This is a genomic window from Lentzea sokolovensis (assembly GCF_033949975.1).
Taxonomy (GTDB): domain Bacteria; phylum Actinomycetota; class Actinomycetes; order Mycobacteriales; family Pseudonocardiaceae; genus Lentzea; species Lentzea sokolovensis.
The window spans coordinates 825,028-847,262 of the sequence record NZ_JAXAVU010000001.1 but is presented as its reverse complement, the minus strand read 5'-3'; the positions used below and the strand labels follow the sequence as shown (position 1 = coordinate 847,262).

Here is a 22,235-nt window from a genome sequence, read left to right as displayed (position 1 = left end):
TTGACTCGCGGAGGATCCTCCGTTAGTTTCGGTCTCACTCGCGGAGAATCCTCCGCATCTCTGTTCAGGGGGAATCCCCATGCGCTACGTGAAACTCGGTACCACCGGCCTCGACGTCTCGCCCGTCGCGATCGGCGCGATGACCTACGGCGATCCCGAACGCGGCCACCCGGTCTGGTCGCTCGGCGAACAGGACGCGCGGCCGCTCATCAAGCACGCGCTGGACGTCGGCATCAACTTCTTCGACACCGCGAACATGTACTCGAACGGGTCCAGCGAGGAGATCCTCGGCCGCGCGCTGAAGGACTTCGCGAACCGCGACGATGTGGTGATCGCGACCAAGCTGCGCCACCCGATGCGCCCCGGCCCCAACGGAAAGGGCCTGTCGCGCAAGGCCGTCATGACCGAGGTCGACCACTCGCTGACCCGGCTCGGCACCGACTACATCGACCTCTACCAGGTGCACCGAAACGACCACGCGACGCCGCTCGAGGAGACTCTCGAAGCGCTGCACGACCTGGTGAAAGCGGGGAAGGTGCGCTACCTCGGCGCGTCGTCGATGTTCGCCTGGGAGTTCGCCAAGGCGCTGAACCTGCAGAAAGAACACGGCTGGGCCCGGTTCGTGTCGATGCAGGACCACTACAACCTCCTGGCCCGCGAGGAGGAGCGCGAGATGATCCCGCTCTGCCTCGACCAGGGCGTCGGCACGATCATCTGGAGCCCGCTGGCCCGCGGTCGTCTCGCCAGGGCCTGGGACGACGCGAGGTCCACCGCCCGCTCCGGCACCGACGGCGACTACGCCGACCTGCTCTACACCGCCGAGCAGGAGGCCTCGAACCGCGCGATCGTCGACGCGGTGGGCGAAATCGCCGCCGCACACGGCGTGAGCAGGGCGTCCATCGCTCTGGCCTGGCTGCACCGCCAGCCGGTCGTCACCGCGCCGCTGGTCGGTGCCGGTTCGGTCGAGCAGATCGACGACGCCGTCGCGTCGCTGGACGTCGACCTCACCGACGACGACGTGCGTGCCCTCACCGTGCCCTACACGCCGCGCTACGACTGGCAGGGCGTCTCGGACGAGGCCGCCATGAACGCGCTCCGCGCCCGCGTCCCGGGAATGGTGCTCGCGTGAGGCCGATCGTCCGCTCCGGCCCGGCGGCCCGCGCCGGAGCGTTGCTCCTCCTCCTCGGCCCGCTGGTGTCGTGGGCCGCGGAGCTCGTCACGGCGGCGGCCTGGCAGGACCCGCACTACTCGCCGCTGCACAACTGGGTCAGTCACCTGGGCCTGACCGGTCCGAGCCAGGTCGCGTTCGGTCAGGTCGGCAACTCCCCGCTGGGCGCCGTCATGGACGTCGGCTGGGTCGTCTACGGCCTGCTGCTCGTCGTCGGCGCGTGGCTCACCTTCGACGTGCGCGAAGGATGGCGCCCGGTCGCGATCGTCGCGCTGGCCGTCCTGTCCGGTGCCGGCGTGTCCCTCGTGGGAATCTTCCAGGGGTCCAACGAGAACGTCGCGAACGGACTGATCATCTTCCACACCCTCGGCGCGCAGGGCGTGATGATCGCCGGCAACGTCATGGCGGTCGTCGTCGGCCTCAGCGGCGCGAGGATCGGCCTGAGCCGTGGCCGCGCCGTCGCGAGCATCGCGCTGGGCGTCCTCGGCCTGATCGCGTTCCCCGCCTTCATGACCAACGTGTTCACCGGCTGGATGTGGAACATCGGCCTGTTCGAACGCGGCGTGATCTACCCGATCATGGTCGCCCACGTCCTTCTCAGCACCGGCCTCCTGGGCGAGCGTGCTCCGGGAGGTGTGACGCGCTTCACGACGTTCGGTCCAGCGGCCGCTGCGCCGCCCGGACGACCTGCCTGCTCCGCGTCGATGCAGTAACAGCGCAGGTACAAGGCGCTTCAGAGCGTGATGCCCGGTTTCTGATCACATTGCGCTGCTTGTCCCACATCTTCTGGTCAATGCATTCACCCAGATGCGTCACATCCATCCGTGGTGAGACAGAACTTCACGGTGAATACGGCGATCCGGCCGCACAATGGTCACGCTTCGGCACACAATTGACGAGAGTCAACTGTTGATGTGGCAGTTCGGCCGACCTTTCCTCCACGCATGGGTGACTATGGCCCGGTCAGTGGGCCCCCGCGTAATGGTGGGGGTGGGCAGCGGTCCGCCAGATCGGCGGTTAATCTCTTGCAACTCGTCCACTGCAATCCAGTGTGCCGATGTCGCAACCACCGGGGAGAGGACTGAACACGGGTGGCCGGATTTCTGTTGCGGCGGTTGGTCAACTACGTGGTGCTAGCCCTTGTGGCGACGTTCCTCGCGTTCACGTTGGCCTCCGCCACCTTTGACCCGATCGGGGTGCTGCAACAACGCAACCCACCGCCACCGGCGGCGTCGATCGAGGCGAAGAAACGAGACCTGCACCTCGACCAGCCGATCCCGCAGCGGTTCGTCACGTGGATGGGCGGGGTGGTGCAGGGCGACTTCGGCCGCACGATCACCGATCGCCCGATCACCGACGAGCTCGGCAGGCGCATCGGCGTGAGCTTGAGGCTGTTCCTGCTGGGCATCACCATCGGCATCCTGTTCGGCGTGCTGCTCGGTGTGGTGAGCGCGATCCGGCAGTACAAGTTCAGCGACTACTTCGCGACCCTGTTCAGCTTCATACTGCTGTCCACGCCGGTGTTCGTGCTGGGCACGCTGCTCAAGATGGGCGCTCAGGGGATCAACGACTCGATCGGCTCGAACGTGCTGATCTTCGTCGGTGAGACGACGCCCGGATTCCAGGGCAACTGGTTCGAGCACCTCGGCGACCGGCTGCAGCACCTGATCGTGCCGACGCTCGCCATCGCGCTCGGCCAGATCGCCTACTACAGCCGCTACCAGCGCTCGTCGATGCTCGACGTGCTCGGCAGCGACTTCCTGCGCACCGCCCAGGCCAAGGGGCTGACCCGCCGCAAGGCGCTGTTCAAGCACGGCCTGCGCACCGCGCTGATCCCGATGGCGACCCTGTTCGCGTTCGGTTTCGGCCTGCTCGTCGTCGGTGGCACGTTCACCGAGCGGATCTTCGGCTGGTTCGGCATGGGTGACTGGCTCGTCACCGGCATCTCGGCGCAGGACACGAACATCACCGCCACGGTGACGCTCTTCGTCGCGGTGTGCGTGCTGTTCTCCGGCTGGCTCGCCGACGTGCTGTACGCCGCGCTCGACCCCCGAATCCGCGTGAACTAGGCAAGGTGACGACGACGTGACCGTGATCCTCAACGAGGGGGACGCCGCCGGAACCACCGGCGCCGCCTCCGGTGGCCCCGTCGACGCGGCGCCCGAACCGGGCAAGGCGATGACGCGCGGCAGGCTCGTGTTCATCCGATTCATGCGCAACAAGCTGGCTCTGGTCGGCCTGGTGATCATCCTCGGCATGTACGTGATGGCGTTCGTGGGCCCGTTCCTGACGAAGTGGACCTACGACACCCAGGACTACAGCGCGTTCCTGGAGCCCCCCTACTCCGAGCACATCTTCGGCACCGACAAGATCGGTACCGACATGTTCGCGCTGACGATGCGCGGACTGCAGAAGTCGTTGATCATCGGCCTGCTCGTGGCGCTGATCTCGACCACCATCGCCGCGGTCGTCGGCGCGGCCGCCGGCTACTTCCTCGGTGTCGCCGACAAGACGCTCATGTGGGTCGTCGACCTGCTGCTGGTGCTGCCGTCGTTCCTGATCATCGCGATCCTGAGCCCGTGGTTCCGCGGCAAGTCGTGGTTCCTGCTGGTGCTGATGCTCGCGGCGTTCCAGTGGATGATCACCGCCCGCATCGTGCGCGGCATGACGCTGACGCTGAAGGAACGCGAGTTCGTGAAGGCGGCCAAGTTCATGGGCCAGCCGGCACGCAAGATCATCGCGAAGCACATCGTGCCGAACATGGCGTCGCTGCTCATCATCGACGCGACCATCAACGTCGGTTCCGCCGTGCTCGCCGAGACGGGCCTGAGCTACTTCGGGTTCGGCGTCCAGTCGCCCGACGTCTCGCTCGGCACCCTGATCGGCGGCAACGCCGAGTCCGCGACGACCTTCCCCTGGCTGTTCCTGTTCCCGGCGGGCTTCCTCGTCGTGTTCGTGCTGGCGGTGAACTGGGTCGGCGACGGGCTTCGTGACGCGCTCGACCCCACCTCCACGCGCGTGCGCCGCAAGGAGAAGAAGGACACCAAGGAGAAGGCCGCCTGATGACCACCTCGGAGCTTCAGTTCGACACTCCGGCCGACCCGGTCGCCTCCGGCCCGGTTCTGCAGGTCGAGGACCTTCACGTGTCCTTCCCCAGCGAGTCCGGACGTGTGCGGGCCGTGCGCGGCCTGAGCTACCACGTCTCGCCCGGCGAGGTCCTCGGCATCGTGGGCGAGTCCGGCTCGGGCAAGTCCGTGTCGTCGCTCGCCGTCATGGGCCTGCTGCCGTCCTCGGCGCGCATCACCGGTTCCATCAAGTTCCAGGGCCGTGAGCTCATCGGCCAGAACGACGCCGAGCTGTCGAGGATCCGCGGCCGCCGCATCTCGATGGTGTTCCAGGACCCGCTGTCCGCGCTGACGCCCGTTTACACCGTGGGCGACCAGATCGCCGAGGCGATCCTGGTGCACCGCAAGGTGTCCAAGGCCGCCGCGGCCAAGCGCGCGGTCGAGCTGCTCGACCTCGTCGGCATCCCCAACGCCGTCGAGCGCGCCAAGGCGTTCCCGCACGAGTTCTCCGGCGGCATGAGGCAGCGCGCGGTGATCGCGATGGCGATCGCCAACGACCCCGACCTGATCATCGCCGACGAGCCGACCACCGCGCTCGACGTGACGGTGCAGGCTCAGGTGCTGCAGCTGATGGAGACCGCGCAGGAGGTCACCGGCGCGGGCATCGTGATCATCACCCACGACCTCGGCGTCGTCGCCGGGTTCGCGGACCGGCTGATGGTCATGTACGCGGGCCGTGCCGTCGAGACCGGCATGGTCGACGACATCTACAGCCAGCCGCGCATGCCGTACACGCTCGGCCTGCTCGGCTCGATCCCGCGTCTCGACGTCGGCGAGAAGCAGGCGCTGGTGCCGATCAAGGGCCAGCCGCCGTCGCTCACGGACCTGCCGGACGGCTGCCCGTTCGCGCCGCGCTGCCCGATGGTCGTCGACGCCTGCCACACCTCCGAGCCCCCGCTCGTGGACGTGGACGGGTCGGCCGAGCACCGCGCCGCGTGCATCCGCACCAACGAGATCGCCGCGACCGACGCCGAGGGCGCCGAGGCCGCGGTCGAGATCTTCGGCGCCGAGGTCGCGGCCGAGCCCGAGGTCGCGAAGATCCCGCGCGAGCAGCGCGACATCGTGCTGGGCCTCGACAACCTCGTCAAGGAGTACCCGGTCAACAAGGGCGTGGTGTTCAAGCGCCGCGTCGGCACCGTGCACGCGGTCGCGGGCATCACGTTCGACGTCCGCGAGGGCGAGACCCTGGGCCTCGTGGGCGAGTCGGGTTGCGGCAAGACCACGACGCTGATGGAGATCCTCAACCTCCAGAAGCCCATGGGCGGCGAGATCTCCGTGCTCGGCACGAAGTCGTCCGAAGTGGACACCAAGCGCCGCTTCGCGATCCGCCGCGACATGTCGGTGGTGTTCCAGGACCCGATGGCGTCGCTCGACCCGCGTCTGACGATCAACGACTGCATCGCCGAGCCGATGCAGGTCCACGGCTACGCCAAGGACGAGATCAACCGGCGCGTGCCGGAACTGATGCGGCTCGTCGGCCTGCGTCCCGAGCAGCTGTCGCGCTACCCCGGCGAGTTCTCCGGCGGTCAGCGTCAGCGCATCGGCATCGCGCGGGCGCTCGCGCTCGAACCGAAGCTCGTCGTGCTCGACGAACCGGTGTCGGCGCTGGACGTCTCCATCCAGGCGGGTGTCATCAACCTGCTGGAGGAGCTCAAGTCCAAGCTGGGCCTGGCCTACCTGTTCGTGGCACACGACCTGTCGGTGGTGCGCCACATCGCGGACCGGGTGGCCGTGATGTACCTCGGGAAGATCATCGAGATCGGCGAGGTGGACTCGGTGTTCGACGCGCCGCGCCACCCGTACACGCAGGCACTGCTGTCCGCGATCCCGATTCCCGACCCCGTCAAGGAACGTCAGCGGGAGAGGATCATCCTCACCGGCGACCTGCCGAGCCCGGCGAACCCGCCGTCCGGCTGCCGTTTCCGCACGCGGTGCTTCCTGCACGCCTCGCTGCCGCCCGAGCAGCAGCGCAAGTGCATCGAGGTCGAACCGCCGCGCGAAGTCCAGGCCCCCGACCACGAGGCCGCCTGCCACTTCGCCCAGATCCGTCAGGTGCTCTGATGCATCCGTCGCCTCAGAAGCCCTGCGAGCACGAAGGAACAGTGTCCCCGGCAACTGGTGTCCGGGCACGAGGGAGGTTCACGACAGTGAGTCGACGTACCAAGGTGGGTGTGACCGCGCTGGCCGTCGTCGCCCTCACGCTTACCGCGTGTGGGGGGCCCAGCAAGACCGACTCCGGGCTCAAGGGCGCGGACAACACGATCGGCCAAGCGGACATCAACCCGCAGGACGCGGCCAAGGTCAAGGACGGCGGCGAGTTCCGCTGGCCGGTCGACCAGTTGCCGGACAACTGGAACTACAACCAGCTCGACGGCACCAACGCCGACGGTCGTCGCATGATCGACACCGTCATGCCGAACCTGTACAAGCAGAAGGCCGACGCCACGATCGAGGTCAACAAGGACTACCTCGACGACGCGAAGCTCGCCTCCACCGACCCGCAGGTCCTCGAGTTCAAGATCAACTCGAAGGCCAAGTGGTCGGACGGCACCGCGCTGTCCTGGCAGGACTTCGAGGCGATGTGGAAGTCCCTCAACGGCGCCGACAAGGCGTTCGAGGTCGCCGGCACCACCGGGTACGAGGACGTCGAGAAGGTCGAGAAGGGCGCGACCGACCAGGACGTCAAGGTGACCTTCAAGAAGAAGTTCGCCGAGTGGAAGGGCCTGTTCTCGCCCCTCTACCCGAAGGCCATGTCCTCCTCGGCCGAGGAGTTCAACAAGGGCTGGGCCGACCAGCCGAAGATCACCGCCGGTCCGTTCAAGATCGGCACGATCGACCGCACCGCCAAGACCGTCACGGTCGTGCGCGACAGCAACTGGTGGGGCGACAAGCCCAAGCTCGAGAAGTTCACGTTCCGTCAGGTCGACCGCCCCGCGCTCGCGGACGCGCTCGCCAACGGCCAGATCGACTTCTTCGACATCGGTTCGAGCGTCGACAACTTCACCCGCGCGAAGTCGATGCAGGGTGTGACGATCCGCCAGGCGATCACGCCGGACTACTCGCACATCACGTTCAACGGTGCGGACACCTCGATCCTCAAGGACCCGAAGCTCCGCGTCGCCCTGATGAAGGGCATCGACACCAAGGTCATCTCCAAGGCGCTGCTCGGTCAGATGCTGAAGGGTGACGCTCAGGTCACCGGTAACCACTTCTTCCTGCTGGGTTCCGCGGGCTACAAGGACAACTCGGCCGTCGCCGCGTTCGACAAGGAAGCCGCGAAGAAGCAGCTCGACGAGCTGGGCTGGAAGCTCGAGGGCGAGACGCGCAAGAAGGACGGCAAGGAGCTGGTGATCCGCTACATCATCCCGACTCCGAACCCGATCTCCGACCAGATCGCGAAGCTCACGCAGTCGCAGCTCAAGGAGATCGGCGCCAAGGTCGACATCCAGGCCGTGCCGTCGACCGACTTCTTCAAGCAGTTCGTGAACGTCGGCAACTTCGACATGACCGGCTTCCGCTGGCTGGCCTCGGCCACGCCGATCTCGGACAGCAAGGGCATCTACTCCCTGGACCCGGCCAGCACCAACCAGAACTACGGCCGCATCGGTTCCGAAGAGGTCAACAAGCTGCTGGAGCAGGCCAACGGTGAGCTCGACGACACCAAGCGCATCGAGCTGGCCAACGAGGCCGACAAGAAGATCTGGGAGCTGGGCGCCCAGCTGCCGCTGTACCAGCTGCCCGGCGCGGTCGCGGTGAAGAGCAACGTCGCCAACTTCGGTGCCGTCGCGTACGCGAACCGTCCGTACGACTACATCCACATGGGCTTCACCGAGTGATGATGTAGCTGGCTGTCGAACGGCCCGGCGGGTCTTTCCGCCGGGCCGTTTCTTTCTGTTTGGAGCTCGTCTTGCTGCGTTCCCGGGTTCGTGCGCTGCGCCATGGCCTCTTCGCCACGGCGGTCGTGCTGGTCGTGTGCTTCGTGGTCGCGTTGTTCTCGTGGCTGTCCTATTCGGACGATCGCGCGGTGCTGGCGTCGCTGACGTCTCGTGACACGGGTTCCGTGGTGTCCTTTTCGGACGGTGCGGTCGAGGTGCGCTCGCCGTCGGGGACCGCCCGCGTCGCGTACGAGAACGGCGCCCGGATCGTCGGGAAGCAGACGCAGGTGGCGTTCGACCCCGCCGACCCGTCCCGTGCCGTGATCCCGGGCTCGGACCTGTTCCTGGAGATCGACCGCGCGCTGGGCGGCGTGACGTTCTCCGTCGCGGTGGCGCTGCTGGTGGTCCTGGCCGGTGTGGTGAGGGTGCTGCTCGCGGTGCGGACGGCGCGTTCTTCGTCCGTCCCGGTGTCCGTGCGGCGGATCCGGCTGCAGTCGGGGCTGATGGTGCGGTCCTGGCTGGAGATCGACGGACCGGTCGAGCGCTGGCTGCCCGTCTACTACGACCCCGTGCTCGTGACGCTGCCGTCGCCGGCCACCGTCGAGCTGCGCGGCGGACGGGTCGCCGTCGTCGACGGCGTGACCGTCTACCCGTCCGGGCGCCCGGTGACCAAGCACCCGCGCGGCCGCCGTCTCGACAACCCCGTCCGGCCCGATCCGGAGACGCGCGCACCCCGTGGCCTGGCCGCGCAGTTGCGGGCCGACGCGGTGTTCATGGTGCCCGCACCGGTCGTCGGCCTGTTCTGGGCCTACCTGGACGGCAGCGGGTTCACCGGCTGGATCACGGCCACGGTGATCGCCGGGGTGCTCGGTCTGTGGTGGGGCGCTTTCCGGGGTTCCGACCCTTCGTAATGCTTTGCGCTCGGCGAGCGACCTTCCGGTAGGAGGCCGCTATGACCGACGTCACACTGCGCGTCCACGAGGACGGGGCCGACGACGAACGCATCGAGCAGCTGACCGCCTTCCTGCGGTCCGAACTGAGCGAACTCGTGCCGGTCTCCAGTGTTCCCGGCGATGCTCCCGAGGGCACCAAGGCCCTCGACGTGGCCGAGCTCGGCACGCTGCTGACCACGATCTCCCAGTCCACGGTCCTGGCCGCGCTCATCACCGCCGTGTCGTCGTGGCTGGGGCAGCGCCGCGGGCGTTCCGTGACGGTCGAGGCCGACGGCGAGGCCCTGGAACTCACCGGCGCGCCGACGGAGGCGGAACTGGCGGAGCGTTCCGCGTGGCTGGGCCGTCACCTCCACCGCTACGCCCTGATCATCGCGAGCCACGAGTTCGCCGACCCCGGCCTGTCGTCGTTGCGCGCCCCCGCCCACGACGCCGCACGCCTGGGTGAGGTGCTGGCGGACCCGCGCATCGGCGGCTTCCACGTGCGCACGCTGATCAACTCCCCGGCCGCCGAGGTGAACGAGGCCGTCGAGGACTTCTTCGCCGACCGCGAGCCCGACGACCTCCTGGTGCTGCACTTCTCCGGCCACGGCGTCAAGGACGAGGCGGGCGAACTCCACTTCGCCACGTCGAGCACCAAACTCTCCCGCCTCGCGGGCACCGCCGTGAGCGCGGACTTCGTGGCCCGCCGCATGAACCGCTCCCGCTCCCGCCGCATCGTGCTGCTGCTGGACTGCTGCTACTCCGGGGCGTTCGGCCGGGGCATGGTCGCCCGCGCGGGCGGCACCATAGGCCTGGAAGAACAGTTCGGCGGCAGCGGCCGCGCCGTCGTCACGGCCTCGTCGGCGATGGAGTACGCCTTCGAGGGCGCCGCGGTGGCCGACTCGTCCGAGGGCGAACCCTCGGTCTTCACGTCAGCGTTGGTGGAGGGCCTGGAATCGGGCGAGGCGGACCGCGACCAGGACGGCCACGTGGGCCTGGACGAACTCTACGAGTACGTCTACGACCGCGTCCGCCGAGTCACCCCGCACCAGACGCCCGGCAAGTGGATGCTCGACGTGCGAGGCGACCTGCGCATAGCCCGCCGCGCCCGCCCGGTTACCGTGCCGGCCGCCCTGCCCGCCGAACTGAGGGACGCGATCGACCACTCGCTGCCGGGCGTGCGGGCCGGCGCGATCCCGGAACTGCGCCGCATGCTGTCGGTCGCGCACGAGGGACGGGTGCTGGCGGCCCGGCTCGCGTTGCGGGGGCTGCTGGAGGACGACAGCCGCATGGTGGCGTCGGCGGCCCGCGAGGCGCTGGGGGAGAAGCCCGCACCCGCGGCCCCTGCACCCAAGCCGGCCACCGCACACAAACCGACCAGCACACCTGCTCCGACCAAGGCATCGGTGGCGACGAACGCACCTGCACCCACTCCACCCGTGCCGGCAGCGCCCACCGCACCCGCACCCGCGCCGACGCCGACGCTGCCCAGGCGGACACTGCTCACCGCGTCCGGCTCGGGCTCGGCTCACTCCGGCTCGATTCCCGTGCGGGAACCGGAAGCTGCTTCCGGTGACTCCAAACCCCTCGCCACCGTCACGACCGTCCTGCCCCGTCTCGCCGCAGGCCTGGCCCTGGTGCTCCTGGTCGTAGGCCTGATGGAGATCTCCGGCGGCATCCTCAGGGTCCTCGACACCGGCCCCAACACCTTCGTGTTCGCCGCGGTCTGGCCGTGGGCCCTGGTGGCGGCGCTGTTCGTGATCACCTGCCGCGACCACCCGTGGGCACCGGGCGCGGCGCTGGGCCTGCTGGCCGGCACGACGGGCCTGTTCATCGGCGGCGACACCACGCTCACCTGGATCCCGTACGCGCTGGCGGCCACGGCCCTGGCCGTCGCGTGCACGACGACCCCGTGGTGGCTGGCGGCGGCAGGAGGCGCGCTGGGTGCGGTGGGCATCTACCTGATCGCCTACGCCGCCCACGACCTGACGCCGATCAACGACGACGGCGAGGAGATGACGCTGTTCGCGGTAGCGGCCGCCCTCGTCTGCCTCGCGGCCTACCGCGTCTGGCGGGAGCGGTGGTGGCCGGGTGCGGTCGCCCCCGCGCTGTTGCTGCTGGACGCGGTTCTGATGCTGTCGGCGGAAGTACCGGCGTTCGTCACGCACGCGAGCCTGGCGGGCCTGGTCGTGATCCCGCTGGTCGCAGCCCTGACCACCGGCCCGGCCAGACTGGCCGCGTACCTCATCATCGCGGCCGGGCTGCTGGTGCGCGCCAACGACTACGTGTCCGCCAACGAGCCGTCGTTCACCAGCGTCGCCCACGTGACGTTGCCACTCGCGGCCGCGATCGTCGCCTACTTCTCGCGCTCCCGCTGAGCCTTGCGCCGCTTGCCCTCGTGCATCGCGACGACGCGGGCGACCGGGATGGTGTGCCCTTCGGCGATCAGGTCGTCGGGCAGGCGTTGCGGCTTCGGCATCAGCGACGCCCACGGGTCGCCCTCGAAGCGGGTCTTGATCGTGAAGTCGGCCGGCGTGACGTCCTTCAACGACTCCCACGGCACGGGGAACGAGATCGGCAGACCTTCGCGCAACCGGGGGCTGTAGGCGGCGACGACCGTGGCGCCCCAGGCACGCGTCGAGTCGAGGAACACCTTCCCGCCCCGCTCGGCCCGGATGTACGCGGTGGTCGCGAGCGAGGGGTCGAGCTTCTCCGCCCGCACCGCCACCGCGCGCGTCGCCGCGGCCACGTCGTCGGGAGAGTGCTCCTCCAGCGGCACGAAGATGTGCACGCCCTTGGCGCCGCTCGTCTTCACCATGCTTTCCAGACCGGCCTCGACCAGCGCCTCGCGAATCAGCAGCGCCGACCCGACCACGACGTCGAAACCGGCGCCCTCGGGCGGGTCGATGTCGAGCACCATGTGGGTCTGGTGGTGGTCCTCGCCGAAGTGATCGCCGAGGTACAGCGGCACGTGGTACTCGACCGCGCGCTGGTTCGCGAACCACATGAGCGTCTGCTCGTCGTCGCAGATCGCGTACTTGATCTTGCGATGCGACGCCTCGGCCCAGACTTCGACGGTCTTCACGTACGAAGGCGTGTACTTGGGGACGTTCTTCTGCATGAACGGGTCCTGGCCGCGCAGGATCCGCCACACCGACAGCTGCCGCCCGGCCAGCACCGGCACGAACCTGTCCGCCACGAAGTCCAGGTACTCCACCAGGTCGCCCTTGAGCAGCCCGCCGAACAGCGGCTGGTCGAGCGACGAGAACTTCAGCGGGCTACTGCTCATCAGGAACCTCGAGTTCGTCACGGGCGGCCCACTCCAGCAGCGGTTCGATCGACCACACCGCGTCGTCGATCCCGGCGTGCAGGTCGCCCAGCTCGGCATAGCGCTTCGGCACGGTGGCGATGGTGAAGTCGTGCGGGTCGACGTCCGGGATCTCGTCCCAGCGGATCGGCGTCGACACAGTCGCCTCCGGATAGCCGCGCACGGAGTAGGCGCTGGCGATCGTCCGGTCGCGCGTGTTCTGGTTGTAGTCAACGAACACCAGCGAAGGGTCGCGGTCCTTGCGCCACCACGTCGTCTCGACGTCGTCCGGCGCGCGTCGTTCGACCTCGTGCGCGAACGCCAAAGCCGCCTTCCGCACGTCCTGGAACCCGAAGTCGGGCTTGATCCGCACGTAGATGTGCAGGCCTTTCGACCCGGACGTCTTCGGGAACCCCGTCGCGCCGAGCTCGGCCAGCACCTCCTGCACCACCAGCGCCACCCGTCGCACGCGGTCGAACGTGCACGTCGGGCCGGGGTCGAGGTCGATGCGCCACTCGTCGGGCTTCTCGGTGTCCGCGGCGCGCGAGTTCCACGGGTGGAACTCCACTGTGGACATCTGCACCGCCCAGATCACGTCCGCGAGGTGCGTGACGCACAGTTCGTCGGCGTGCCGGTTGTAGCGCGGAAAATGCACCCGCACGGTCCGCACCCACGGTGGCGCACCGTTCGGAAGCCTTTTCTGGTGCACTTTCTCGCCCGTGACGCCCTCGGGGAACCGGTGCAGCATGCACGGCCGTTCCCGCAGCGCGCGGACGATTCCGTCACCGACGGACAGGTAGTAGTTCGCGAGATCCAGTTTCGTCTCGCCGCGCGCGGGAAAGTAGACGCGGTCGGGGTTGGAGATCCGCACGACGCGGTCCTCCACCTCGAGCTCCACAGCCGGGGACTTGCCCATGCCGTCCAACCTAACTCTTCCGAGGCGTTTCCTCAGTGCAAACGGTGCTTGCATCGATGCCGTGGCCTCCACACTCGACACCGATCTCTGGTTCCGGCGACTCTCCGAGGCGCCTCCTGACGCGCCTCGGCTGGTGTGCTTCCCGCACGCGGGCGGCTCGGCGAGCTGGTATCAACCGTTCGCGCGGCACTTCGAAGGACGGGCCGAACTCGTCGCGGTCCAGTACCCGGGACGGCAGGACCGCAGGTCAGAGCCGTTGATCGACGACATCCGCGCACTGGCCGGCCAGATCGCGCCGCTGCTGACCCGCGATCGCCCGCTGCACCTGTTCGGGCACAGCATGGGCGCGATGATCGCGTTCGAGGTGGCACTGCGGCACGAACCGGACCACCTGTTCGTCTCCGGCCGCCGCGCGCCGCAGCTCGTCCGCGACGACCGCGTGCACCAGCGCGACGACGCCGGCCTGATCGCCGAGGTCCGCGGGCTCGCGGGCACGAACGCACGGGTGTTCGACGACGAGGAACTGGTGCGGATGGTGCTGCCGGCGATCCGCGCCGACTACCGGGCCGCCGAGACCTACCGCTACCGGCCGGGCCCGGCGCTGCGGTGCCCGCTCACGGCGCTGACCGGCGACGCCGACCCGAAGGCGTCGGTGGACGAGGTGGGGCGGTGGCGCGAGCGCACCACCGGTGATTTCACGCTCAAGGTGTTCTCCGGCGGCCATTTCTTTCTGTCCGACAACAGAAGCGCGGTCGCGTCCTTCGTTTCCGGCGAATCCCCTAGTGCCTGAACCCCTAATTTTGCAAGGGATTCAGGTCCGTCCCGTGTCGGACCAAGCGGTAAGGCGATGAGAGGAAACGGGATGACCAAGCGGGCACTGATCACCGGGATCACCGGCCAGGACGGGTCGTACCTCGCGGAGCACCTGCTCAAGCAGGGTTACGACGTGTGGGGACTCGTCAGGGGGCAGGCGAACCCGCACAAGATGCGGGTGTCGCGGCTCATGTCCGAACTGTCCTTCGTGGACGGTGACCTGATGGACCAGGCCTCGCTGGTGTCCGCTGTGGACCTGGTTCAGCCGGACGAGGTCTACAACCTCGGCGCCATCTCGTTCGTGCCGATGTCGTGGCAGCAGGCCGAGCTCGTCACCGAGGTCAACGCCATGGGCGTGCTGCGCGTGCTGGAGGCGATCCGCATCGTCTCCGGTCTGTCCAGCAGCCGCCACAACGGCGCCTCCGCCAAGAACATCCGCTTCTACCAGGCGTCGTCGTCGGAGATGTACGGCAAGGCCGCCGAGACGCCGCAGCGCGAGACCACGATCTTCCACCCCCGCAGCCCTTACGGCGTGGCGAAGGCCTACGGGCACTTCATCACCCGGAACTACCGCGAGTCGTTCGGCATGTACGCGGTCGGCGGCATCCTGTTCAACCACGAGTCGCCACGCCGCGGCGCGGAGTTCGTGACCCGCAAGATCTCCCTCGGTGTCGCGAAGATCGCGCAGGGCCTGCAGGACAAGCTGGCCCTGGGCAATCTGGACGCGTTGCGCGACTGGGGTTTCGCGGGCGACTACGTCCGCGCGATGCACATGATGCTGCAGCAGGAGGAGGCCACGGACTACGTCGTCGGCACCGGCGAGATGCACTCGGTGCGCGACGCCGTGCGCCTCGCGTTCGAGCACGTGGGCCTCAACTGGGAGGACTACGTCTACATCGACCCGGTGCTGGTCCGCCCGGCCGAGGTCGAGATCCTGTGCGCCGACACCACCCGAGTGCGCGGTGAGCTCGGCTGGAAGCCCGAGGTCGACTTCTCGGCGCTGATGAAGATGATGGTGGAGGCCGACCTCAAGCACGTCGCCACCGAGCACCAGTACGGCGAACTGCTGGCCGCCGCCAGCTGGTAGATCCACCTCCCCGGGATCCACAGCCGTTGTAGTTTGCGGCTGTGGATCTTTTTTCACTGTCCTGGACGAAGTTGCGCGACGCTGTGCAGAAGCTGCCCGGCGAGGACTTCGCCGCGCCGTCCGGATGTGCCGGCTGGCTGGTGCGGGACCTGGTGTGCCACCTCGTCATCGATGCCCAGGACGTGCTGATCACCCTGGTCTCACCGAGCGACGCGGAACCGACCCACGACGCGGTGACGTACTGGTCGGTCTCGCACACACCGCCGACGGGGCAGGACCCGCTGGACGCGTTGATCGTCCGGCTGGCAGCCGCCTACGAGGACCCCGAGCTGCTGAAGTTCCACCTCTCCGACGTGGGCGAGGCGGCCGGTCGGGCGGCGATCCTCGCGGATCCCGCGGCCGGCGTGGGGACCCAGGGCATGGCGCTCACCGTGGAGAGCTATCTCGGCGCGTACGTGTGGGAATGGACCCTGCACCACCTCGATCTGCGCGCCCACCTGCCACACGTGCCCGAGCCGCCCGCCGAGACGCTCACCCGGTGCCGCGAGATCCTCGAAACGATCGCCGGATCCGCTTTCCCCACCTCGTTCTCCGACACCGACGCGCTGCTGGTGGGAACGGGACGGCGCGCCCCGACCGAGGCGGAGCGCGCCGAACTGGGGGACCTGGAGATCCCGTTCGTCCTAGGCTGAGTACAGCCGGGCGTAGAAACCTCTGGCGGCCATCAGTTCCTCGTGCGTGCCGCGTTCCACCACGGCGCCCTGGTCCATCACGACGATCAGGTCGGCGCCCCGGATCGTGGACAGCCGGTGCGCGATCACGAAGCTCGTCCGTCCCGCCCGCAACGACGTCATGGCCTGCTGGATCAGGACTTCCGTGCGGGTGTCGATGGACGACGTCGCCTCGTCCAGCAGCAGGATCGCGGGCTGGGCGAGGAACGCGCGCGCCAGCGTGATCAGCTGCCGTTCGCCCGCGGACAACCCGCCGTGCTCCTCGTCGAGCACCGTGTCGTAGCCGTCGGGCAGCGACCGCACGAACCGGTCCACGCACATGGCCTTCGCGGCCTCGATGACCTCGTTCCGCGTCGCGCCGGGCCGTCCGTAGGCGATGTTCTCGGCGATCGTGCCCTCGAACAGCCAGGTGTCCTGTGAGACCAGCCCGATGGCCGAGCGGAGCTCCTCGCGGGTCAGGGTCGTGATGTCCGTGCCGTCCAGCAGGATCCGGCCGCCGTCGAGCTCGTAGAACCGCAGCAGCAGGTTGCCCAGTGTCGTCTTGCCGGCGCCGGTCGGCCCGACGATGGCGACGAGCCGGCCGGGCGCCGCGGACAGCGACAGATCGTCGATGAGCGGCTTGTCGGGCGTGTAGCGGAAGGAGACGCGGGAGAACTCGACGTGGCCGCGCACCGGTGAGACGGTCGCGGGCCTGGCGGGCGCCGGCGACTGCTCCGGCTCGTCCAGCAGCTCGAACACCCGCTCGGCCGAGGCGATGCCGGACTGCAGCTGACCGGAGAAGTTCGCGACGTCGATGATCGGCCGGGAGAACATGCCGGAGTACTGGATGAACGCCTGCACATCACCGATCGACACCGAGCCCGACGCGACCCGCAGCGCGCCGACGACGGCGACGAGCACGTAGTTGAGGTCGGTGATGAACCGGGTCGCGGGTCCGATCAAGCCGGAGATGGCCTGAGCGCTGAACGATGATCGGTACATGGTGTCGTTGCGCGCGGCGAACTCCCGCGCGGCCTGCTCCTGGCGGCCGAACGCGGTGATCAGCGCGTGTCCGCTGTACATCTCCTCGACGTGCGCGTTCAACGCGCCGGTCGACTGCCACTGCTCGGCGAACTTCGGCATGGCGCGTTTGGAGATCCACGCGGCCAGCACCAGTGCGATCGGCACGCAGATCAGCACCAGCACGGCGAGCTGCACGGAGATCACCAGCATGATCGCCAGCACGCCGAACACCGAGATGACCGACGTGAGCATCTGGCCGATCGACAGCTGCACGGTCCGCTGCAGGTTGTCGACGTCGTTGGAGACGCGGGAGAGGATCTCGCCGCGCGGGTTGCGGTCGAAGTAGGCCAACGGGAGCCGAGTCAGCTTCGCGTCGATCTCCTCGCGCAGCTTGAAGACGGCGTGCTGCACGATGGTGTTGACGACCCGGCCCTGCATGAGCATCGACATCGATCCGATGACGTACAGGCCGAGGATGAGCAGCAGCAACTTGCCGAGCGTGTCGAAGTCGACGCCCTGGCCGGGCACGAAGTCGACGGTGCTGATGACGTTCGCCAGGGTGTCCTTGCCCTCGGCCCGCAGCTGGGCGAGTACCTGCTCCTCGGTGGCGCCCGCGGGCAGACCGCGGCTGACGAGGCCGGTGAAGATCAGGTCGGTGGCGCGGCCGAGCAGGATCGGGCCGAGCAGGTTGAGCCCGATCGTCACGACCGCGAGCAGTCCGATGATCACGAGCTTGCCCCGGTACGGCACCAGCAGCCCGAACAACCGCCTGGTGGTGCTGGGATTCCTCGGTTCCGGGACCTCGGACCGGACTTCGGGATCGGCGAGCAGGGTCATCGGACGGTCCCTCCGACTGGCTGGGAGAGGGCGATCTCCCGGTAGGTCTGGTTGGTGCCGATCAGCTCGGCGTGCGTGCCGGAGCCGACGACCTGGCCGTCCTCCAGCACGATGACCCGCGACGCCGCCTCGACCGTGCTGATCCGCTGGGTGACCAGCAGGATCGTCGCGTCGTGCAGCTCGCGGTCCAGCGCCGCGCGCAGCCGGGACTCGGTGCCGAGGTCGAGCGCGGAGAAGCAGTCGTCGAGCAGGTAGATCTCGGGCCGCCGCACCAGTGCCCGCGCGATGGCGAGACGTTGCCTCTGTCCACCTGAGACGGTCGAACCGCCCTGCGAGATCTGCGCGTCGAGCCCGAGCGGCCGGACGAACTCGGCGGCCTGCGCGATCTCCAGCGCGTGCCACAGCTCGTCGTCGGTCGCGTCCTCCTTGCCGTACCGGAGGTTCGACGCGATCGTGCCGCTGAACAGGTGGGCCTTCTGCGGTACGTAGCCGACGATCCGGTGCAGTGCCGGCGGGTCGAGGTCGCGGATGTCGGTGTCGTTGACCATCACCTGACCGCCGGTGACGTCGTAGAGCCGCAGCGCCAGCGACAACAGCGTCGACTTGCCGCTGCCGGTGCTGCCGAGGATCGCGACCGTCTCGCCCGGCCGGGCGGTGAGGCTGACGTCCCGCAGCACCGGCTTCTCCGCGCCGGGGTAGCCGAACGTGGCGCCGCGCAGTTCCAGATGTCCGCGCGTCGCCATCTTCGTGACGGGTGTTCGCGGCCGGGCGATGCTCGACTCGGCCAGCAGGACCTCGTTCACGCGGTTCGCGGACACGGCGGCGCGCGGGGCCTCGGTGAACACGAGCATCGCCATGATGATCGCGACGATGATCAACGTGACATAGGACAGCAACGCGAGCAGCGCGCCGAGTTGCATGGTGCCGTCGTCGATGCGATGACCGGAGAGCCAGATGATGCCGATCGTCAGCACGTTCATCACGGTCATGACCATCACCGGCATCGTCGCCATGATCCGCCCGACCCGCCGGGATGTTCCGTGCAGCTCACCGTTGGTGGCGTCGAACCGCCCGCGTTCGTGCTGGTCACGGACGAACGCGCGGATCACCCGAACACCGATGATCTGCTCGCGCAGCAGGTGGTTGATGCGGTCGAGATAGCTCTGCATCGCCTTGTAGAACGGCGACAGCCGCTTGAGCATCAACGTCAGGCCGGCGATCACGATGATGACCAGCGCGATCAGGATCATCGACACCGGAACGTCCTGCACCAGCGCCAATGCGATACCGCCGACGCACATGATGATCGCCGACACGGCGACGTCGGCGGTCGTGAGCACGATGCTCTGGACCTGCCCGACGTCGTTGACGGTCCTGGTGATCAGCGACGGCGCGCCGATCTGGTCGACCTCCCGCGCCGACAGGGTCATGACCCTGCGGAACACCTTGTCGCGCAGGTCCCGGCCGAGGCCGGCGGACGTGCGGGAACTGAGCAGCATCGCACCGCTCGCGGTGAGGATCTGCACCGCCGCGACCCCGAGCATCGTGAGGCCGGTGCTCCAGATGTAGCCGGCGTCGCCGAGGAGCACGCCGTTGTCGATGATCTGCGCGTTGAGCGTGGGCAGCAGCAGGGTCGCGGCGGTCTGGACCAGCTGGAGCACCACCAGGAGCACGAGTGTTCCCCGGTACGGCCGGAGGTGGTGGTTCAGGAATCGGGCGAGCACACGACCCAGCACACCCCAGTGGACGCACCGGCAATCCCTAGACTTGCAGGGCTCGTTTCTCTCGGGCATTCCCTAGGGCCGGTCCTCCTACCTTGAGGTGCATGAGCGAAATCCTGAGCGCCATCGAATCTGACGACGCGGTGGCGCGGGACTTCGAGGCGCTACCGGTGCCGGAGAGCTATCGCGCCGTGGTGGTCGAGGAGAGCGACGCCGACATGTTCGCGGGCCTCCCGACCTGGGAGAAGGACCCGCGGCGATCGCTGAAGATCCGCGAGGTCGCGACACCCGAACTGGCGCCCGGTGAGGCGCTGGTCGCCGTGATGGCGTCCGCGATCAACTACAACACCGTGTGGACGTCGATCTTCGAACCCGTGTCGACGTTCGGCTTTCTGAAGCGGCTGGGCGGCAAGCACCACCTGCCGTACCACGTCGTGGGCTCCGATCTCGCCGGTGTCGTGCTGCGCGTCGGACCCGGTGTGACGGTGTGGAAGCCGGGCGACCGGGTGGTCGCGCACTGCCTGGACGTGCCGTTGGAGCGCCCGGACGGCCACAACGACACGATGCTGGACCCGCAGCAGCGGATCTGGGGCTTCGAGACGAACTTCGGCGGCCTGGCCGATCTCGCGCTGGTCAAGGCGAACCAGCTGATGCCGAAGCCCGAGCACCTGACGTGGGAGGAGGCCGCCTCGCCCGGTCTGGTCAACTCCACCGCCTACCGCCAGCTCGTGTCCGCCAACGGCGGCAACATGAAGCAGGGCGACACGGTGCTGATCTGGGGCGCGTCCGGCGGCCTGGGTTCGTACGCCACGCAGTTCGCGTTGAACGGTGGCGCGACCCCCGTCTGCGTCGTGTCGTCCCCGGACAAGGCGGAGATCTGCCGGTCCATGGGCGCGGAGCTGATCATCGATCGTTCGGCGGAGGGCTACAGGTTCTGGAAGAACGAGCACGAGCAGGACCCGCGCGAGTGGAAGCGGTTCGGTGCGCGCATCCGCGAGCTGACCGGTGGCGAGGACCCGGACATCGTGTTCGAGCACCCCGGCCGGGAGACGTTCGGCGCTTCGGTGTTCGTTGCGCGCAAGGGCGGCAAGATCGTCACCTGCGCTTCCACCTCGGGATACCTGCACCAGTACGACAACCGTTACCTGTGGATGAACCTGAAGAGCATCGTCTCGTCGCACTTCGCGAACTACCGCGAGGCGTGGGAGGCGAACCGGTTGGTGGCCAAGGGAAAGATCCACCCGACACTGTCCAGGGTGTACTCGCTCGACGAGACGGGACAGGCCGCGCACGACGTGCACCGCAACGCCCACCAGGGCAAGGTCGGGGTGCTGTGCCTGGCACCGTCCGAGGGTCTCGGCGTGCTGGACCACGAGCTGCGCGGCAGAAACATCGACGCGATCAACCGATTCCGCTCCTCTTAGTGAAGGTTCCCGCTATGACGGAAGAAGTAATCGCGCCGGCTTCGGCGTGCCCGTTCCCCTTCGCCCGTGATCCGCAGAACCCGCTCGACCTGCCGCCGGAGTACGCCCGGTTGCGCGCCGACCGGCCGGTGCAGAAGGTGACCACACCGGCGGGCGACACCGCGTGGCTCGTGGCCAGGTACTCGGACGTGCGCGCTCTTCTCGCTGACACGGAACGGTTCTCGGCCGAGGTGATGAACCCCGGTTACCCGCGCTACCTGTTCCCGGTCGACCCGCAGCCGGGCGCGTTCGTCACCGTCGACCCGCCGGACCACACCCGGTACCGGCGCATGATCATGTCGATGTTCACCAAGAAACGGGCCGAGGAAGTGCGCCCCTCGGTGCAGAAGCTGGTGGACGAGAGGATCGACGCGCTGCTGAAGGGCCCGCAGCCGGTCGACCTGGTCACGCACTTCGCGCGCCCGATCCCGCTGACCGTCGTGTGCGAACTGCTCGGCGTCCCCTACAAGGACCGCCTCGCGTTCGGCCGCTGGATCAACACCCTCGTCGAGACGACGTCGTCACAGGCCCACCGCAACGCCGCGGCGGGCGCCCTGTTCGGCTATCTGACGAAGCTGGTGGCGCAGAAGGAGAAATCGCCCACTGATGACGTGCTCGGCCGGTTGGTCGTGAACCAGATGGCCGCGGGCGAGCTGAAACGCGAAGAGGCCGTCGTCATCGGCATGATGCTGCTGTCGGCCGGCTACGACACCACGGCGTCGTCGATCGCGCTGAGCATCCTGACGCTGCTGGAACATCCGGAACAGCTCGTGAAGCTCCGCGAGAACCCGGACCTGGTCGTCGGCGCCGTCGAGGAACTGCTGCGGCATCAGAACGTGATGCAGTGCGGTGTGGGCCGGGTGGCCAGGGTGGACCTGGAGATCGCCGGCCAGCCGATCAAGGCGGGGGACGGGATCATCGCCCTGCTCTCGTCCGCGGACCGCGACGAGAGCGTGTACTCGGATGCCGACAAGCTCGACATCACGCGCCAGGACTCGACGCCGCTGGCGTTCGGGCACGGCATCCACAGCTGCATCGCGAAGTTCCTGTCCCGCGTGGAACTCCAGGTGGCGTTGCTGACGCTGATCACCCGCATTCCCACCCTTGCGTTGGCCAAGCCGGCGGAGGAGCTCCGGTTCCGCGACGGCGCGATCGTCTACTCACTGCGGGAGCTTCCCGTTACCTGGTAAGAGCTTCGTCGTTCAGGGGCACCCCTCGCCGTAGGGGTGCCCCTGTCCGTGTCTAGGGGTATGCCAGG

General features: G+C 68.2%; 17 protein-coding genes. 13 read left to right on the top strand and 4 right to left on the bottom strand.

What is annotated here, in order from left to right:
* Positions 1–79: 79 nt before the first annotated feature.
* From SK854_RS03465 to SK854_RS03430, 8 genes are all read left to right on the top strand, one after another.
* The gene (locus SK854_RS03465; protein ID WP_319973465.1) at positions 80–1,129 is read left to right on the top strand and encodes an aldo/keto reductase; all 1,050 of its coding nucleotides are present in this window, start codon (positions 80–82) and stop codon (positions 1,127–1,129) included.
* The gene (locus SK854_RS03460) at positions 1,126–1,881 is read left to right on the top strand and encodes a DUF998 domain-containing protein (protein ID WP_319973464.1); all 756 of its coding nucleotides are present in this window, start codon (positions 1,126–1,128) and stop codon (positions 1,879–1,881) included. Before SK854_RS03465 ends, SK854_RS03460 begins: the two co-directional genes overlap by 4 nt.
* A 378-nt stretch (positions 1,882–2,259) precedes the next feature.
* Positions 2,260–3,237 carry an ABC transporter permease gene (locus SK854_RS03455; RefSeq protein ID WP_319973463.1) on the top strand — a complete coding sequence of 326 codons (978 nt, stop codon included), beginning with the start codon at positions 2,260–2,262 and terminating at the stop codon, positions 3,235–3,237.
* 16 nt (positions 3,238–3,253) lie between these two features.
* Positions 3,254–4,231, top strand: a complete 978-nt coding sequence (locus SK854_RS03450) for an ABC transporter permease (RefSeq protein ID WP_319973462.1) — start codon at positions 3,254–3,256, stop codon at positions 4,229–4,231.
* Entirely contained in the window at positions 4,231–6,354 is a 2,124-nt protein-coding gene (locus SK854_RS03445) for an ABC transporter ATP-binding protein (RefSeq protein ID WP_319973461.1), read from the top strand. The genes SK854_RS03450 and SK854_RS03445 overlap by 1 nt, the downstream gene beginning before the upstream one ends.
* Before the next feature lie 86 nt (positions 6,355–6,440).
* Positions 6,441–8,129, top strand: coding sequence for an ABC transporter family substrate-binding protein (locus SK854_RS03440; protein ID WP_319973460.1), 1,689 nt, complete (start codon positions 6,441–6,443; stop codon positions 8,127–8,129).
* Positions 8,130–8,200: 71 nt separating this feature from the next.
* A complete protein-coding gene (locus SK854_RS03435) occupies positions 8,201–9,079 on the top strand; it encodes a hypothetical protein (RefSeq protein WP_319973459.1) in 879 nt (292 codons plus the stop codon).
* Positions 9,080–9,120: 41 nt separating this feature from the next.
* Entirely contained in the window at positions 9,121–11,478 is a 2,358-nt protein-coding gene (locus SK854_RS03430) for a caspase family protein (RefSeq protein WP_319973458.1), read from the top strand.
* Here SK854_RS03430 and SK854_RS03425 read toward each other — a convergent pair.
* Both SK854_RS03425 and ligD read right to left on the bottom strand, forming a co-directional pair.
* On the bottom strand, positions 11,457–12,389 hold the full coding sequence (locus tag SK854_RS03425; RefSeq protein ID WP_319973457.1) for a DNA polymerase domain-containing protein: 933 nt from the start codon (positions 12,387–12,389) through the stop codon (positions 11,457–11,459). The genes SK854_RS03430 and SK854_RS03425 overlap by 22 nt on opposite strands.
* Positions 12,379–13,323: a non-homologous end-joining DNA ligase gene (ligD, locus tag SK854_RS03420; protein ID WP_093588270.1), complete on the bottom strand. Its 945-nt coding sequence runs from the start codon at positions 13,321–13,323 to the stop codon at positions 12,379–12,381. Before ligD ends, SK854_RS03425 begins: the two co-directional genes overlap by 11 nt.
* A gap of 61 nt (positions 13,324–13,384) precedes the next feature.
* Between ligD and SK854_RS03415 the strand changes: the two genes are divergently transcribed.
* The 3 genes from SK854_RS03415 (at position 13,385) to SK854_RS03405 (ending at position 15,915) form a co-directional block, all read left to right on the top strand.
* Complete coding sequence (locus SK854_RS03415) at positions 13,385–14,113, top strand: thioesterase II family protein (RefSeq protein WP_319973456.1); 729 nt, start codon at positions 13,385–13,387, stop codon at positions 14,111–14,113.
* A 72-nt stretch (positions 14,114–14,185) separates the two neighbouring features.
* Entirely contained in the window at positions 14,186–15,223 is a 1,038-nt protein-coding gene (locus SK854_RS03410; RefSeq protein WP_319973455.1) for a GDP-mannose 4,6-dehydratase, read from the top strand.
* Between the two features lie 41 nt (positions 15,224–15,264).
* On the top strand, positions 15,265–15,915 hold the full coding sequence (locus SK854_RS03405) for a maleylpyruvate isomerase N-terminal domain-containing protein (protein ID WP_319973454.1): 651 nt from the start codon (positions 15,265–15,267) through the stop codon (positions 15,913–15,915).
* Here the strand turns inward: SK854_RS03405 and SK854_RS03400 are convergent.
* Both SK854_RS03400 and SK854_RS03395 read right to left on the bottom strand, forming a co-directional pair.
* Positions 15,907–17,793: an ABC transporter ATP-binding protein gene (locus tag SK854_RS03400; protein WP_319973453.1), complete on the bottom strand. Its 1,887-nt coding sequence runs from the start codon at positions 17,791–17,793 to the stop codon at positions 15,907–15,909. The genes SK854_RS03405 and SK854_RS03400 overlap by 9 nt on opposite strands.
* Positions 17,790–19,517 carry an ABC transporter ATP-binding protein gene (locus SK854_RS03395; protein ID WP_319973452.1) on the bottom strand — a complete coding sequence of 576 codons (1,728 nt, stop codon included), beginning with the start codon at positions 19,515–19,517 and terminating at the stop codon, positions 17,790–17,792. Before SK854_RS03395 ends, SK854_RS03400 begins: the two co-directional genes overlap by 4 nt.
* Positions 19,518–19,618: 101 nt before the next feature.
* Here SK854_RS03395 and ccrA point away from each other — a divergent pair, with 101 nt between their 5' ends.
* A complete protein-coding gene (gene ccrA, locus SK854_RS03390) occupies positions 19,619–20,938 on the top strand; it encodes a crotonyl-CoA carboxylase/reductase (protein WP_319973451.1) in 1,320 nt (439 codons plus the stop codon).
* A 14-nt stretch (positions 20,939–20,952) separates the two neighbouring features.
* On the top strand, positions 20,953–22,167 hold the full coding sequence (locus SK854_RS03385; RefSeq protein ID WP_319973450.1) for a cytochrome P450: 1,215 nt from the start codon (positions 20,953–20,955) through the stop codon (positions 22,165–22,167).
* Positions 22,168–22,235 lie beyond the last annotated feature (68 nt).